This is a genomic window from Paramesorhizobium leguminum (assembly GCF_003217235.1).
Classification (GTDB): Bacteria; Pseudomonadota; Alphaproteobacteria; order Rhizobiales; family Rhizobiaceae; genus Paramesorhizobium; species Paramesorhizobium leguminum.
On record NZ_QJTF01000038.1, the window covers coordinates 1 to 15278 of the forward strand.

General features: G+C 60.6%; 21 protein-coding genes. 16 read left to right on the forward strand and 5 right to left on the reverse strand.

The genetic code is table 11. The annotated features are described in order from the left end of the window. Positions 1–70: 70 nt before the first annotated feature. Both C7477_RS18020 and C7477_RS18025 read left to right on the forward strand, forming a co-directional pair. Entirely contained in the window at positions 71–658 is a 588-nt protein-coding gene (locus C7477_RS18020) for an LLM class flavin-dependent oxidoreductase (RefSeq protein ID WP_110754693.1), read from the forward strand. 31 nt (positions 659–689) lie between these two features. Then, positions 690–1616, forward strand: a complete 927-nt coding sequence (locus tag C7477_RS18025; RefSeq protein ID WP_181418466.1) for a LysR family transcriptional regulator — start codon at positions 690–692, stop codon at positions 1614–1616. A gap of 63 nt (positions 1617–1679) precedes the next feature. On the opposite strand, the gene C7477_RS18030 is transcribed toward C7477_RS18025, so the two are convergent. Then, positions 1680–1898 (reverse strand): helix-turn-helix domain-containing protein, encoded by a 219-nt coding sequence (locus tag C7477_RS18030; protein WP_110754697.1) that lies wholly within the window; start codon positions 1896–1898, stop codon positions 1680–1682. A 168-nt stretch (positions 1899–2066) separates the two neighbouring features. On the opposite strand from C7477_RS18030, the gene C7477_RS18035 reads away from it, so the two are divergent. The 12 genes from C7477_RS18035 to C7477_RS18090 all read left to right on the forward strand — a co-directional run bounded on the left by C7477_RS18035 (position 2067) and on the right by C7477_RS18090 (position 8657). Further along, on the forward strand, positions 2067–2348 hold the full coding sequence (locus C7477_RS18035) for a DNA -binding domain-containing protein (RefSeq protein WP_110754699.1): 282 nt from the start codon (positions 2067–2069) through the stop codon (positions 2346–2348). Positions 2349–2451: 103 nt separating this feature from the next. Further along, positions 2452–2655, forward strand: coding sequence for a transcriptional regulator domain-containing protein (locus C7477_RS18040; protein WP_110754701.1), 204 nt, complete (start codon positions 2452–2454; stop codon positions 2653–2655). A 37-nt stretch (positions 2656–2692) separates the two neighbouring features. Then, on the forward strand, positions 2693–3232 hold the full coding sequence (locus tag C7477_RS18045; protein WP_110754703.1) for a DUF2285 domain-containing protein: 540 nt from the start codon (positions 2693–2695) through the stop codon (positions 3230–3232). Positions 3233–3369: 137 nt separating this feature from the next. Further along, positions 3370–3654 (forward strand): helix-turn-helix transcriptional regulator, encoded by a 285-nt coding sequence (locus C7477_RS18050; protein WP_110754705.1) that lies wholly within the window; start codon positions 3370–3372, stop codon positions 3652–3654. Positions 3655–3671: 17 nt separating this feature from the next. Next, a complete protein-coding gene (locus C7477_RS18055; protein ID WP_110754707.1) occupies positions 3672–4820 on the forward strand; it encodes a replication initiator protein A in 1149 nt (382 codons plus the stop codon). Beyond that, positions 4817–5467: a ParA family partition ATPase gene (gene parA, locus C7477_RS18060; RefSeq protein ID WP_110754709.1), complete on the forward strand. Its 651-nt coding sequence runs from the start codon at positions 4817–4819 to the stop codon at positions 5465–5467. Before C7477_RS18055 ends, parA begins: the two co-directional genes overlap by 4 nt. Next, positions 5467–6210 (forward strand): DNA-methyltransferase, encoded by a 744-nt coding sequence (locus C7477_RS18065; protein ID WP_110754728.1) that lies wholly within the window; start codon positions 5467–5469, stop codon positions 6208–6210. Before parA ends, C7477_RS18065 begins: the two co-directional genes overlap by 1 nt. Next, positions 6207–6458 (forward strand): ribbon-helix-helix protein, encoded by a 252-nt coding sequence (locus tag C7477_RS18070; protein WP_110754711.1) that lies wholly within the window; start codon positions 6207–6209, stop codon positions 6456–6458. The genes C7477_RS18065 and C7477_RS18070 overlap by 4 nt, the downstream gene beginning before the upstream one ends. Next, complete coding sequence (locus tag C7477_RS18075) at positions 6455–6976, forward strand: DUF2840 domain-containing protein (protein WP_110754713.1); 522 nt, start codon at positions 6455–6457, stop codon at positions 6974–6976. The genes C7477_RS18070 and C7477_RS18075 overlap by 4 nt, the downstream gene beginning before the upstream one ends. Further along, a complete protein-coding gene (locus C7477_RS18080) occupies positions 6973–7518 on the forward strand; it encodes a S26 family signal peptidase (protein WP_110754715.1) in 546 nt (181 codons plus the stop codon). Before C7477_RS18075 ends, C7477_RS18080 begins: the two co-directional genes overlap by 4 nt. A 45-nt stretch (positions 7519–7563) precedes the next feature. Further along, positions 7564–7899, forward strand: a complete 336-nt coding sequence (locus C7477_RS18085) for a DUF736 domain-containing protein (protein WP_110754717.1) — start codon at positions 7564–7566, stop codon at positions 7897–7899. A 2-nt stretch (positions 7900–7901) separates the two neighbouring features. Then, positions 7902–8657, forward strand: a complete 756-nt coding sequence (locus C7477_RS18090) for a lytic transglycosylase domain-containing protein (protein WP_425373599.1) — start codon at positions 7902–7904, stop codon at positions 8655–8657. Between the two features lie 109 nt (positions 8658–8766). Here C7477_RS18090 and tnpC read toward each other — a convergent pair whose 3' ends face one another. From tnpC to tnpA, 3 genes are all read right to left on the reverse strand, one after another. Further along, complete coding sequence (tnpC, locus tag C7477_RS18095; RefSeq protein WP_110754718.1) at positions 8767–10290, reverse strand: IS66 family transposase; 1524 nt, start codon at positions 10288–10290, stop codon at positions 8767–8769. Between the two features lie 72 nt (positions 10291–10362). Next, positions 10363–10716: an IS66 family insertion sequence element accessory protein TnpB gene (gene tnpB, locus C7477_RS18100; protein WP_110754720.1), complete on the reverse strand. Its 354-nt coding sequence runs from the start codon at positions 10714–10716 to the stop codon at positions 10363–10365. Then, a complete protein-coding gene (gene tnpA / locus C7477_RS18105; RefSeq protein ID WP_110754722.1) occupies positions 10713–11609 on the reverse strand; it encodes an IS66 family insertion sequence element accessory protein TnpA in 897 nt (298 codons plus the stop codon). Before tnpA ends, tnpB begins: the two co-directional genes overlap by 4 nt. 253 nt (positions 11610–11862) lie before the next feature. Here tnpA and C7477_RS18110 point away from each other — a divergent pair, with 253 nt between their 5' ends. Next, the gene (locus C7477_RS18110; RefSeq protein ID WP_110754724.1) at positions 11863–13602 is read left to right on the forward strand and encodes a relaxase/mobilization nuclease domain-containing protein; all 1740 of its coding nucleotides are present in this window, start codon (positions 11863–11865) and stop codon (positions 13600–13602) included. A gap of 17 nt (positions 13603–13619) precedes the next feature. On the opposite strand, the gene C7477_RS18115 is transcribed toward C7477_RS18110, so the two are convergent. Beyond that, on the reverse strand, positions 13620–14384 hold the full coding sequence (locus C7477_RS18115; RefSeq protein WP_146226122.1) for a hypothetical protein: 765 nt from the start codon (positions 14382–14384) through the stop codon (positions 13620–13622). Positions 14385–14538: 154 nt separating this feature from the next. Between C7477_RS18115 and C7477_RS18120 the strand changes: the two genes are divergently transcribed. After that, the coding region (locus C7477_RS18120; RefSeq protein WP_181418467.1) for a type IV secretory system conjugative DNA transfer family protein at positions 14539–15278 on the forward strand (740 nt) is incomplete at its 3' end.

The window sequence follows — 15278 nt, forward strand, 5'->3', positions numbered from 1 at the left end:
ATCAGTAACGGATGATCCGATGATCGGCGTTAGCGTTTTTGGTTTTTTGTGCCAAAGCTAACGCCGATTTGTGCCAAAGGTCGCGCCGCGCCACATCGAGTTTGAAGAACGCGGGAAGCTGTTTCGGCAAGCCGTCGAGTATATGCGCGAAGCATGGACGTCCGGCGGTCTACCCTTGGGCGAGGGCAGGCGGCACCCGTCTCTTGCCTTATTGCCGGCGCCGTATCAATCCGCTGTTCCGATGATTATTGCCGGGCAGGGACAGCAATCGCCTGACTGGATCGCACAAAACATGGATGGCCGGTTCGTCTATCCCAACAATATCGAGGCACTCGCCCAGCAAGCCGCAGGATGGCGGCACGCACGGCGCATGCTCGGCCTCGATGACGGCGTCTTTATCAGCGCATTCCATCTCGATCTTGCTGACGATCCGCATGAAAACCCGACACCCCGCCGCTTCGGCGCCCGGATAGGGCGAAATCCCCTGATCGAGCATCTCCGAGCTTTGGAGAGAGCAGGGGTCAATCATCTTGCGCTGTTGCTGCGTCCGTGCCGCCGTCCGTTGCCTGAGGTGATAGCGGAACTCGCAGAAGAGGTGCTTCCCCATTTCGGAAAGCCCGTTTCTGGGGCCCACCGGCAGGAACAATTATCGGAATGACAATCCGATGTGCCATATGGATTTTCGGCAATTGCGATATCTGATTTCGGCCGCGGAACACGGAAGCTTCCGTAAAGCCGCGGCCTCGCTCCACGTCGAGCAATCGGCCATCAGCCGCCATATCCGCGATCTCGAAATCCGGCTTGGAACGCCGCTATTTATCCGCAGCCATTCCGGCGTCAGCCTTACCGACCAGGGGAAGGTATTCGTCGAAAATATCAGGCGCGGGCTGGACCAGATCAGAAGCGCAGCGGAACTGGTAACAGCAGCATCGGGCAACACGATCCGGATCGGCTTGCGGTCCTCTCTGGGGACCGGGTGTCTTGCCGAAATATTGCAACGGTTTGGCGAGACGCGCGGAGGCGTGCAGCAGGAAATATTGGAAGGCAATGTCGAGGATCATATCGCTGCTCTTCTGGCAAACCAACTCGACATTGCCTTTCTCGCCGGCTCCGTCGACGCTCCCCATTGCCATGCGATCGACCTTTGGAAAGAGCGTCTGTTCGTCGCGTGCCCCAAAGCACACCCTTTGGCGAGGTGTTCGGCGATCTCACCAGAAAGCCTGAGCACTGAACGGCTCATGCTGAGCGAACGCGAGCTTGGCTCGGAAATCTTCGCGTTCCTCAAAGGGGTTGGCGCGGGAGTTGCCATATCCCGCGCAACGCTCTGCATGACCGGGCGCGAAACGCTTATGAGCCTTGTGGGGCTGAAACACGGATTCACCCTTGTGACCGAGGCGAACACCTCGGCAATCTTCCCGAACATTGTTTATCGTCCGCTTGCTGTCAGCGATCCTTACCTGTCGTTCAAGGCCGTTTGGGTACGCAGTAACAGCAATCCTGCCGTCAGGCATTTCCTGAATATCGCCAAATCCGTCACCCACGACGATAGGCACGGCCACCCTCGGCTGCGCTCGAACGGAGAAACTCGCCTGCGCACGCAAGGTGCGTCCGCGTAATCACCCTTAGATTGAGAAAGGCATCATTGGCGGTGCCCTTTGCTCCCCAGCATTCCTGGCTGTTTAATTCTGATCGTCGGGCTTGACGAGCTCGACATGGCTCACCCCGAGCGCCTGCGCCAATTCATACAGCGTGATAACGGTCGGATTCCTCCGTCCATGTTCCAGACCACTCAGATACTGTTGGCTGAAACCGGAACGTGCTTCGATCTCTTCCTGCGTCAGGTTCTTCTCCCGACGCAGGCGGGCGAAGTTCCGGCCAACCAGCTTGCGCATATCCATGTGCAAGCGATGGCAGTTTACATACTATAAGTTTATCAACTATATTATGTAATCCTCGCGTGGAGGGATCGAACACTCCCGAACCATGTTTCTCAAGTTCCTGCTGTTCCACACCCGTTTTAATAGAAGCAGATCAGCGAACCACCAAATGCTCACAGAGTAAGGCAGATGGGACAATCGACCCCCACATTTCTGGACGAACCGCCGACAAGCCAGACGCTCACTGTCTATGATGGTGAGCACATGGTTCTTTATCTTCGGCTCCTCGATTCCGCGCGTGAAGGTGCGGATTGGCGGGAAGCTGTTCGAATTCTCTTCGGCCTCGATGCCGAAAGTGATCCAGAGCGTTGCCAGCATATTTACGAAAGCCATCTTGCTCGTGCACGCTGGATGTCCGAGCAAGGCTATCGCGATCTGGTGCGCAAAAGCCAGCGGCGCACATCAGAGTGATGCTACCTGAGCATCACCCTTGGCTGACAAAACAACTTCCGCAAGGGAACCCTGCGCGTGAATCTTCCCATGGTCGGTTTCGATGGAGGGGAGGAAGACCGTGATGGCAGCGGATATACCAGACTGGCGCTCTTCAGCGAATTACGAGCACGTGGAAAAGCTGACCGCATCCGACCTTGCCTGGGAATGGCTGCGGCGCAATGAAAACTACCGCCGGGCCTTCGAGCTTCTCTCCCAAGCCGAAACCGAAAAGGAAAAGCTGACGGAGACGATCAGGCAGCAATGGGGGTTGCGATTTCGCGGTTGATCCTCGAAACGCACCGCCGGACGCGACTGTTCTGTGGATGCCGCATGAGGACACGAGCGCCATCGTCATTACAGCGGCACCAGCCTATCTGAACAGCACCATTCGCTCACCGCGAAATCTTGATTTTCAACCTCGCGGCGATGGCAGCGAGGCCAGCGGTGACCTGTTTTACGATCTTGGCAACGGTGAGCGTCTCCAACTTCTTCCTTATGACATTCAAGCCGATAATGACGCACCTCTGGTCGCGTTGGTGCCGCTCGGCCTGGACGGATTTGGCCGCCTTGAGTCTGTCGGACGCTTTCTCTCCGCCATCCATGGTCGCGCAATACCTCCCGACACGCGCCTTACCGCTCAACAGAAGGCGCGTGCGCGGCGAATGTTACAGGCGTTCGATGGCCGTCGTTCGGGTGCGACCCAACAGGAAATCGCTCAAATCATTTTCAGGACCGGTCGGCTTGGCCGGGACGAGTGGCAAGCATCCTCCGCTCGTCATGCGGTAATGTCGCTTTTGCGGGATGCCAAAAGCATGGTCTCGGGCGACTATCGCAAACTCCTTCGTCATCGTCGTCGAACCTGACCATTCCGCCGCACGGCGGTGTGGAATTTTAGGTTACCCAATTTCCCACTGCATATAACCGATTTCGCTACGCCATCGTGTGTTTTGCCAGCCGCTGATCGTCAACAGCCGCAGAGAACCACACGGAGGCCCGATCTATGCGACCCGATCTCGCCGTTTTGCCGCCGCGCTACCTACGCACCAAGGAAGCTGCCGAATTCCTCAGTCTTTCCGCCCGCACCCTTGAAAAACACCGGACTTACGGGACCGGACCTACATACCGGAAGCTGGGCGGACGCGTCGTTTATGCCATCGAAGATCTGCAGGTCTGGGTCGCTCGTGGCACTGTCACCTCGACCTCCGATCCGCGTGGAGGCCAGGTGCTGCCAGCGAAGCGCCAGCCGCTTCCTGCGGTGCCGCAGCCTGGCCGTTACGCGCCCTGATCACGGCGGTCTTTCCAATGGCGGCGCGGCACCGGCCCCTCTCGGAGCGAGGACAGCTCGATCTCTTCAGAGCGCTCCCCGGCGATTTCGCGCCAAGAGATGCACAGGATCTCATGGCCTATCCGTTCTTTTCCCTCTCCAAATCCCACCGTGTCGCGCCGATCGATTTTGTCGCCGGCAACGTGTCTATCCGGGTCGAAGCCGTCCCAGATCATGGCATGGCCACGATCTGGGATGCCGACATCCTGATCTGGGCAGCGAGCCAGATCGTCGAAGCTCGCGATGCAGGGCTTCGTACCTCACGTCTCATGGCTGCGACGCCCTATGAAATACTCAAATTCATCGGTCGCGGCACCTCACTCAGGGACTACCAGCGGCTGAAAGCGGCGCTCGACCGGCTCCAGTCCACCACCGTCGCGACGACCATTCGTCAGCCCGCCGAGGGGCGGCGGCATCGCTTCTCCTGGATCAATGAATGGAAGGAACTAACGGATCGCGATGGTCGACCAGACGGAATCGAGATGATCCTTCCAGACTGGTTCTACCAGGCCGTTCTTGACGATGCCCTCGTGCTTACCATCGACCGAGCCTATTTCGAGCTGACGGGTGGCCTTGACCGCTGGCTCTATCGCCTCGTGCGGAAGCATGGCGGCCGTCAGCGCGATGGCTGGCGCTTCGACTTTCACCACCTTCATCAGAAATCCGGTAGCCTGTCGCCCTTCCGGCGCTTCGTCTTCGAATTGCGCAATATTATCCGCCGTCAGCCACTGCCGGGCTACACGCTGTTCATGGAGGTTGAGATCGGCGGCCGGATGCTTCTCGCTTTCGCGCCCTGTAGAAAGCCTGTGGACGGCCTCGTGCTATCGGGAACGCCGAATATCGTGCCATCAGGAACGCCGGTATCGTGCTATCGGGAACAGAAACCGGGCTTAACCCGCGACAACAAAAGCGAAAATCCCGCCCTTAACTTAGAATCTAACAAAGATTCTAACTTTGAAGAGCGCGCGCGTGATGTGCAAAAGCTCATCCGCGAGACGGCCGAAGGCCTTAGCGCAACCGCGAACAAGACTGCAAACAGATCGGCTTGGCGTAAACTCGGAACGACACACGAGGCCGCGCAAGAGCCGGAACTTCCCCTGGATGACCGCTCGGGAGGTTCACGATGATCGTGGCCTTTCTCAATCAGAAAGGCGGTGTCGGCAAGACGACACTGGCGCTGAATCTCGCGGGTGAATGGGCCGTGCGAGGAAAGCGCGTCACCCTGATCGATGCGGATCCGCAGGGCTCGGCGCTCGACTGGTCACAGCAGCGCGAACATGAAGGCCTTCCGCGCCTGTTCGGCGTCATCGGCCTGACGCGCGACACGTTGCATCGGGAAGCACCCGAGTTGGCGATGAACGTGGATCACGTCGTAATCGACGGCCCGCCGCGCGTCGCCGGGCTGATGCGCTCGGCCCTGCTCGCCGCCGATCTTGTGCTGATCCCGGTGCAGCCTTCGCCGCTCGACGGCTGGGCCTCGGCCGAGATGCTGGCGCTTCTGCGCGAAGCGCGGATCTACCGGCCGGGCCTCGCCGCGCGCTTCGTCCTGAACCGCTGCGGCGCGCGCACCGTGCTGGCGCGTGAGACCGCTGAGACCTTGGTCGATCACGATCCTCCGGTGCTCTCCAGCACCATCGGTCAGCGCATCGCCTTCGCGGCGGTCGCGCAGTCCGGTCGCCTTGTAAGCGAACTCGATCACGACACGCCCGCGGCTCGTGAAATCGCGGCGCTGGTTGAAGAGATCGAGCGTCTCGGAATCGGGAGGACCGCATGATGACGATCGTCACCGGCGATTGCCGCCAAATCATGCCGATGCGCGGCCCGTTCGACATTATCCTGGCCGATCCTCCTTACGGCGAGACGTCGCTCGCCTGGGATCGCCGCGTAGACGGCTGGATCGCGCTCGCCCGAGCTGCGCTGCGGTCGACTGGCTCGCTCTGGGTGTTCGGCTCGCTGCGCCACTTCATGGCGACCGCCGACCAGTTCGCCGATGCAGGATTCCGGATGGCGCAGGAGTTCGTCTGGGAAAAGCAGAACGGCAGCAACTTTCACGCGGACCGCTTCAAACGGGTACATGAGCTGGCGGTCCAATTCTATCCGGCCGAGACGCCTTGGCGAGACATCTACAACGATGTTCAAACGACACCGGATGCGACGGCGCGGAGTGTGCGGCGTAAACAGCGCCCGCTGCGTACCGGCCATATCGATGCCTGCCACTATGTCAGCCATGACAGCGGGCCGCGGCTTGTGCGCTCAGTCATCTATGTGCGTAATTGCCATGGACGCGCCATTCACCCGACCGAAAAGCCGTCGGCGCTCCTCGAAATCCTGATCCGGACGAGCTGCCCTGAGGGCGGGCTTGTCGGCGACTGGTTCGCCGGATCGGGCGCAGCCGGTGAAGCCTGCCGGCTCTCCGGCCGGCGCTATCTCGGCTGTGAGATCGACGCCGACATGGCCAGGAAGGCTCGTGCCCGCATCGCCTCCGTGCTGCCCTTAGGCGGGAGTGCCGCGTCATGAATGTGCGTTCCGCCCGCAAAGGCTTTACCGCGCGGCCTGCCGATCCCGAGCATTGGATCAAGGCTGCCGATGCACCACAGCGCGATGGCGAAGCGGGCGGTTACACCGCACGGCTCACCATCGACGTGACGCCGGAGCTGCGCGGCCGCATCAAGGTGACCGCTTTCCGACGCGGAACCACCGTCGCCGATATGCTGCGCGAACTGCTCGCGCGTGAATTTCCCCCGACCGAAGGAGACCATTTATGACCGACAACGCGGCTCCCCGCTTGCGCGGCGGCCTGTTGCCGCCCGCACGCTCCACCGACCACATGACCCATGTCGAACTGACCTGGGTCGAAAAGAAGATCGAATTCTGGATCAGGTTTGGCCGTGAGGCGCATGTGGAAATCCTCAACCGCCGAAGGCGTGTCGTCTCTTTCCGGCCGAACAGCATTTTTGCGTTCGTCCGCTGGGCCGCCAACGATTTCGGCACGGTCATGTCGCGTATCGACATCGTTCGTGCTGTCGAGCGGGGTGAGGCCTACCAGACGCTGCCCTTCGTGCGTCCTGGTGGCGAAATCCTTCTGATGATCGACGGCTGGCCAAAGGTCGAAGCCGTTCTTCACCACATTGACGCCGTGGAGCGCGCCGGCATCGATGCCTGCGACGTCGCGCCCGATCACTGGCGCCACGTCGCCCACCGGATGCAAGCCGGTGAAACGCCGCGAGCCTACACCGTCGAGCGTCATCAGGTATGGCTCAAACGGCGGGGAACCGGACGGTGACCCGCTCCGGCTACGCCATGGTGACGTACTTCGCGGCGATGAGCGTTGCCGTCGCCTCATTCATCCCGACGCCGACCAGGTTCATCTGGAACGCCACGGCCAGCGCGCCGGTCGGGCTCTACACCATCTCACCGGTTGACCGGCTCGAGGTGTCCGACTTGGTTGCCCTCCAGCCGCCCGAACCACTCACGGACTTCATGGCGAAGCGCGGCTATGTCCGCCGCGGCACGCCGCTGTTGAAGCATGTTCTGGCGCTGCCGGGACAGCAGGTTTGCCGGATCGGTCGCGTGATCACCGTTGACGGTATCGAGATGGGCGATGCGCTGGAACGTGATCGCCTCGGCCGTCCGCTCCTGGTCTGGCGGGGCTGCCGCACCATTGCGGCTGGTGAGCTATTCCTCATGAACGCGGAAGTTCGCGACAGCCTCGACAGTCGTTATTTCGGACCGCTTCCGGTTTCGGCAGTCATCGGCCGGGCAACACCTCTCTACACCGACGAAGACGGCGATGGCCGCTTCATCTGGCGCGCGCCGACGCGGTGATCGCGTGCCCAGCCCGTCCTCACCGCAAATCCATAGGAGGCCACCGTGGCTCAGATCGGCCAATTCAAACGTACACAATCCGGCTTCTCAGGGCAGCTCAAAGCGCTCGGCATCGAAGCGGAAATCACCTTCGTTCCTGCCGAGCCATCGGATTCCGAGAACGCCCCGACTTATCGCGTTCTGCTTGGTAACGAAGAGGGTTTCGACATCGGCGCAGGCTGGACGCATATTGGCGACCGCGCCGGCGAATATGTTTCGATCGAGATCGACAGTCCGCTCTTTGCCAAGCCGCTGCGCGCCAATCTTTTCAAATCCGGCAGCGACGGTTCCCTCTGGGGCTTGCACATGAACCGACCTGCCAAACAACGCAGAGAGGATTGAGCGTGCGCCGAATTCGTCGCTCCGTAGCCGGCCGGCTATCCTTCGTCCGGCATAGGGCTGTCCTTCTCCTCCTTTCCGGGCTGCCCTCTGCCACCTCCGCAACGCTTCCGGTTTTCGCGCAGACGCCGCCGGCGATGCGTGCTGCAACTGGCGATCCCTATGCCGCGCATATCGCCGAAGCGTCGGAGCGCTTCGGCATCCCGCAGGCGTGGATCGTCGCGGTGAAGCGGGCCGAAAGCAATGACGATGCGCGCGCCGTGTCGTCCATCGGTGCACTCGGGCTGATGCAGATCATGCCCAAGACATGGGCCGAACTGCGCGCTCGCTATGGCCTGGGTGGCGACCCCTTCGATCCGCGCGACAACATCATCGCAGGCACCGCCTATCTGCGCGAGATGCTCGATCGCTACGGCACCGTTCCAGCCATGCTCGCTGCCTACAATGCTGGGCCGGCGCGCTATGAGGAATACCTCGCAACTGGTCGTTCCCTGCCAGCCGAAACGCGCGCCTATGTCGCTTTGCTCGCCCCGGCTCTCGGCAGCGCTGAGCCGTTGGGCGAACCGCGAACCGCGCTCCGGCGGCCGGCCGATTGGCGCGAGGCGCCGCTCTTCGTAGCGCGCGAGGGCGACCGCCAACCTGCCGCCGGTCGTTCGCCAACCGGCCCGCCACCTCTCGTTCCGGTCCAAACTAACAGCGTTGCCGGATCGCAGGCGACTCCCATTTTTCTCACTCGGCGCGCGGGGGAGGGCCCGCAATGACCGCCAATCGCCTGTTTCGCATCCCGTCGTGCTCCCGCGCATCATGGAGGGTGCCAGGAGTGGAAGCGGGACCAGCAACCGTATGCGTCCGGAGGATGCACTGATGTCATCACTTGACAGGATTTCCAGATTTCCAAGCCCATGGCAGGATTTCGTCGAGGCGGTTGACGGGATGTCCGTCGATCATGCGTTGGAGAACATCGGCGAGATATGCGTAAGGCTCGATGCCGTTGAGCTTGCATGTTTCCACGAGCGAGCAGACGATCGCCCATCGGTCGCCACCGCCATCGCTTCCCGCGAAGAGGTGGTTCTTGCGACCGAGGCTGACGGGACGGATTGCCCGCTCAACGGGGTTGGTGTCCATCTCGATGCGACCGTCGTTCAGGAAACGGGTGAGCCCGTTCCATCTGGAAAGCGCGTAGCGGATGGCTTTGGCCAGTTCGCTTGCGCCGGGAATAAGCGAAAGCTGCACCTCCAGCCAGGCTTTCAATGTGCCAACGAGAGGTTTCGTGCGATTGCGCCTGGCTGCGAGCCGGTGCGGCGGCGACTGGCCGCGAACCTCTGCCTCAATGGCGTAAAGTTCACCGATCCGTCGCAGCGTCTCTTCTGCGATAGGCGATCCAGTTGCTTGCACAACGTCATAGAACTTGCGTCGCGTATGCGCCCAGCAGGCGGCGAGCTTGATGTTACCGGTCTTGGTCAGTGCCTCGAAGCCAGCATAGCCATCGACGTGGAGAACGCCTTTATAAGACGTGAGATGCCCGGCGGGACGTTCGGCCTTGCGGTCGGGTGCGAACATGTAGATGGCGGCCGGAGGTTCAGGGCCGTTCCATCCACGCTGTTCACGGGCATAGACCCACAGCCTGCCAGTCTTCGTGCGTCCCCGACCGGGATCGAGCACCGGAACCGGCGTGTCATCGGCGAACAGATAGTCGGAAGCAAGAACGTTTTTCTTCAGCCTGCCGTGCAGGGCTTCCAGCCACCAGCATGCACCGCCGACCCATCCGGCGAGCGTCGAGCGGGACAGATCGACACCGTGGCGGGCGAAGATGGTCGATTGCCGATACAGCGGCGTGTGGTCGCAATATTTGGAGACGAGCACCTGCGCGAGCAGCGCAGGCGTCGCCAGTCCGCCGGCGATCACCCGCTCGGGGGCTTCGTGCTGAACGATCTTTTCGCAGATCCGGCAGGCGTACTTCGGACGCACCGTATGGATGACCCGCATCTGCGCCGGTATCCAGTCCAGCATTTCGCTGACGCTCTCGCCAACCGCGTGCAAGGGACCGCCGCAGCACGCGCACATGGCATGATCGATGTCGAGAATCCTGTCTTCGCGCGGCAGATGATCGGGAAGAAGACCGCGCTTCGGTCGCCTTTGCCGGTCTGGCATGACGACCAGCGCGGCTTCCTGCATACAGGCTACATCACCGTCGAGCTCTTCCAGCGCCAGCTCGAACTGGTCAACGTCGAGGCGCTCGGAACGACGGCCGAACTGCATACGCTGGAGCTTTTTGATGATCGCCTGGAGGCGCTCGATCTCGCCGTCCCGGCTCGCCATGACAGCTGCGATGTCGCGCACCAAACGCTGCAAAAGGTCTGGATCGGACGGCAGATTTTCGAGATCGATCATCATGATCGAATCTACCACAAATCAGTCAAAAACCCAAGAAAACAAGCACTTTTCGCGCCTGCTCACGGCGCTTTTTCAGCCAGCCAGCTTCGGCTTCCAGACCCGTTCCGGCACACGCCAGTCGATGCCTTCTATCAGCATGGCAAGCTGCGCTGGTGTCAGTGTGATCGAGCCGCCATAGCCCGTCATCACCGGCCAGACGAAGCCGCCCTGGTCGATCCGTTTTGTAAACAGGCAAAGCCCGTTCCCATCCCAGAACAGGATTTTCAATATCGACGCCTTCTTTCCTCGGAAGGCGAACAAATGGCCGGAGAACGGGTCCTGTTTGAGCGTCTGCTGTACCAGCATCGCCAGCCCGTCGAGACCTTTTCTCATGTCGGTGTAGCCCAGCGCCAGATGCACTTTCACGCCGGCCGGAACGATCATCATGTGCCTGTCTCCTGCGCCGTCACATGCGCGCGAACCGCATCGGGATCGCTGCCTTCCGGCGCGAAGACCTGCCGCCCGTCCGCCAGATCAAACACCATCATTCCGTCCGGCGGCTGCAAAAGATCGTGCAGGACGGCGGTGCTCTCCGGCTTGTCCGCGTTCGCGACGGAGGCCAGACGGGCGCGTTTCTTCTGCGCAATGCCGAACTGCACCCGCCAGCGGAACAGCATGCCAGTGACGATCCCGTGCTTGCGCGCGACAGCCGACACGCTGACGCCTGGCTGGTCGCTTTCCAGCGCAATCGCGTGCTTTTCCTCGTCGCTAAAGAAGCGTCGTACAGGCTGCCGGGGCAGCGGCGGATCATCCTTTCGGGCGTCCGTCCAGCAGCTTTTCGGCGCCATTCCGTTAGCACTAGTGCTAACGACCGGACGGGCGGAGGGATGCAGATGAGCCCGCCAGTCGACTTCCTCCTCGCTGTCTTCCAGCCGGTCACGCCATTTGCGCAGGCTCGTCGGCGAAAGTTGCAGCGACGCGGCGTACTCGCGCACGCCCATGCCGCTCCAGTTCATCGCCTCTACATGCATCGCCCAGAACGCCTGAAGCGCCTTGCCGCGTGTCTCCGCGCTCACTGCGAAACGCATTCTGGCACGCTTCCGCAGCCGCTTTTCGCGCGCTTCCCGGCTCTCCTTCCGGCGCAGTTCCGCCAGATATTCCTTGTGCTTACGGGCGTCTTCCTCGCGGATGAGGTGCTTCATCCACTTGTCGAAAGTGTTCTTCGACAGCCCGTGCTGACGGCAATACTCCGTCCGGTTCAGCCCGCTCTGACGCCAGGCTTCAACGTGCATCGACCAGTACGGACTGTGAGCTTTCGCCCAGGATCGTTTGCCAACCATCGGAGGCCCTCCAGTGTACGAAGGAACCCGACATGCTGCGAATTTGCACTATCAAATATCCGTGCAGGGGCCGGACGCTTACCAGCAACCGGACGATGGCAGGATAAAACGGCGCACATTGCACGACGGTCGGGTGGTTGGTTTTGCTGGGATTTTTGGTGCGCTCTGCACATTGCCCGGCTCTGCCGCAATGTGCCTCAGCGTTTCAAGCCCTTGTTTCTGCGAGGTGTTTTGAACATTGCGGGGCTGCGCGATGGCCGATGAGCGCGAGTTCCGCGTCCGTCCGGGACGCATCCGTTCCACACGGGCGCAATCGTCGCGGCCCTTCATTGCGCAGGCGCTCGCCGCGGCGAAGAAGGCTGGCGGCGGCGTGTCGCGCTCTGGTCGCGTCGTTCCTGGTAACCGATCGCGCTTTGGTCGCGGCCAACGCGCCAGCATCCAGGCCAATCGGCTCATCACCTCCCGCACGCGCGGCGCTGTCGTCAAGGCGCGCGTCGTGCGCCATTCGGTGCGTACCGCGCCGCTCGGCGCCCATCTCAATTATCTGCGCAGGGAAGGCGTGACCCGTGATGGGGAGAAGGCCCGCTTGTTCGGACCCGGCACTGAAAACGCCGACGCCGGAGCTTTCGCCGAACGGTGCCGGGACGACCGGCATCATTTCCGATTCATCGTCTCGCCTGACGATGCGCTGGAAATGTCCGATCTCAGATCCTTCACCCGCGGCCTCGTCGGCCAGATGGAGAAGGACCTCGGCACCCGGCTCGACTGGGTGGCCGTGGATCATTGGAACACCGAGCACCCCCACGTCCATCTGATCGTGCGCGGTGTCCGCGACGACGGACAGGACCTCGTTATCTCCCGCGATTACATCAAGGAGGGGATGCGGGACCGGGCGCGCGATCTCATCACCCAGGAGTTGGGGTTGCGCACCGACCTCGACATCCGCCGCGCGCTGGAACGCCAGATCGAGGCGGAGCGCTGGACCCAACTCGACCGTCAGCTCGTTCGGGATGCGCAAGAAACGGGGATCATCGATCTCGCGCCGCGACCGGACCACCAGCCCGACGAATTCCATGCGCTGAAAATTGGGCGGCTGCGGATACTGGAAATCCTTGGGCTCGCCGGACAGGTCGGTCATTCGCAATGGTTGATCAAGCCCGAAGCTGAGGCGGTGTTGCGCGAACTCGGCGAGCGCGGTGACATCATCAAACGGATGCACAAGGCCCTGACGGAACGCGGCATCGAGCGCGGGTCAGCGAGCTATGTATTGGCGAGCGAAAGCTTGGACGAGCCTATTGTCGGCAGGCTGGTCGAACGCGGTCTCGACGACGAATTGAAGGGCACGGCGTATGCTGTGGTGGATGGTGTTGATGGCCGCACTCACCACATCAAGTTGCCCGACCTCGACGCGGCGGGCGACAGTGCGCCCGGCTCGATTGTTGAGTTGCGCAAATTCGATGATGCGCGGGGCCAGCGCCGCGTCGCGCTCGCCGTTCGCTCGGATTTCGACCTCGAGCGACAGGTGACGGCATCTGGCGTAACTTGGCTCGACCGGCAAGCGGTCGCCAGGGAGCCACTGTCACTCTCCGATGGCGGCTTCGGTGCCGAGGTGCAGCAGGCCATGGAACGGCGTGCCGACCATCTTGTCGAGCAGGGCCTCGCCGAGCGACAGGGGCGGAGCGTGGTGTTCGCGCGCAAACTGACCGACACGTTACGCCGCCGCGAACTGGACGCGCTAGGCGAAAGGCTCACCATAGAGACAGGCCAGCCGTTCAACCGGGCCGGCAACGGAGAATACGTGACCGGCACCTATCGCCAGCGCTTCGCACTCGCCTCCGGCCGCTTCGCGATGATTGACGACGGCCTCGGCTTCCAGCTCGTGCCTTGGGTACCCTCGCTCGAAAAGCAGCTTGGCAAACACGTCTCCGGTGTCACCCGCAACGACGGTGGGATCGATTGGAGCTTTGGCCGAAAGCGAGGGCTAAGCTTGTAGACAGGATTGTCCTGCTTTTATGCAAGGAGCCATCCGAGAACCCCAAAAAACAGGTAAATCCCGATATACATGAAAAACACATATAAGAACCACAGCCCCCATACGACCGCCTGTGCCCAGAAGCTCGGATATATCTGGTTCTCACTGATGTTGCGAATTCCCCGGTACCTTTGCAAAAGCAAGCCTAAAATAACGATTATAGCTCCGGTGTGGACGGGATATTGCCCCATATGATCGTAAAGATCGGAAATCTGGCCGTTTAAGAACATCGGACTTAGGTATTCACTCGCTAACGTCAGTACGCCGAACCAAACAACAAAGCTTGCTCCCATCAAAAGAAAATAGGCTAGAGGTTGGGGGTTCACAGGCAAGCCAATTTTGGGCAGCAGCCAAACGCAAAAGCGATGGAAGGTCCAGCTTTGAAACCCTCCGAATAAAGCCAGCGCGCTTCCGTATATCGAAGAAAGGACTGAACAAAGCAGCGTGTTTCTGCCCATAAAAGTGGCGTATTCTGCATCGTTTAAATATGGAATTTCCGGCAGAACGACAAACATGATTGTAGAAATGGCCATGGAGGAAGCAAAACCGTATAATCCTCCTGCTGCGACGACAGGACGTATCGGTCCAAGTCGTGCAAATAGTGTTTTAGGCCGACCTTGAACAACTCGGAAATCGTCAGGCGTTACACTTAGTGGCGCGAACCCCACCAGAAGGGCGACAGCCCATTTGTTATTCTCCATGCTGTTGCGAAATTTTACGGCCAGTTTGCGCCACCAAGCCATCTTGTCCTCCAAGTATACGCGATACATCCTTCTCTGCACTTTTCCCTGTATTAGCCGCCTATTGCCGCCGAATTCCAGCCTCCGCTGTTACTGACACTTGAAATTCTTGGGGAAGCCTCGAATTTTTAGGCCATTAGCGCGAGGAGACTGTTCACTGTCTGCAACGAAAATTCTCTGGGGCCCGATACTCATCGTCTTCCTGATCGTGTTGATGACAACGTGGGGAGCGACGCAATGGACGGCTTGGCAACTTGGTTTTCAACCTCAGCTCGGTCAGCCCTGGTTCGAAATCGCGGGCTGGCCGGTTTACTATCCACCGGCCTTCTTCTGGTGGTGGTACTTCTATGATGCTTATGCCCCATTGATTTTCGTCGAAGGTGGACTGATTGCCGCATCCGGCGGGTTTATTGCCATCGTGGTTGCAATTGGCATGTCGGTCTGGCGAGCGCGCGAGGCCAAGAGTGTTGCGACCTATGGATCGGCACGCTGGGCCGAGACGGAGGAAGTGAGAGCCGCTGGCCTGCTCGGTCAGGAGGGGGTGGTCCTCGGCAAGGTGAAGCAGGACTATTTGCGCCATGATGGCCCGGAGCATGTCATATGTTTTGCTCCGACGAGATCGGGCAAAGGCGTTGGATTGGTCGTGCCGTCGCTTCTGACTTGGCCCGGTTCGGCGATTGTTCATGATATCAAAGGTGAGAACTGGCAGCTTACCGCTGGTTTCCGCGCGCGGCATGGTCGCGTCCTGCTGTTCGATCCGACCAATCCGAAATCGTCGGCCTATAATCCGCTGCTTGAGGTACGCCGCGGCGAGTGGGAGGTCCGTGACGTCCAGAACATCGCCGACATTCTGGTCGATCCCGAAGGCAGCCTCGAGAAGCGGAACCATTGGGAGAA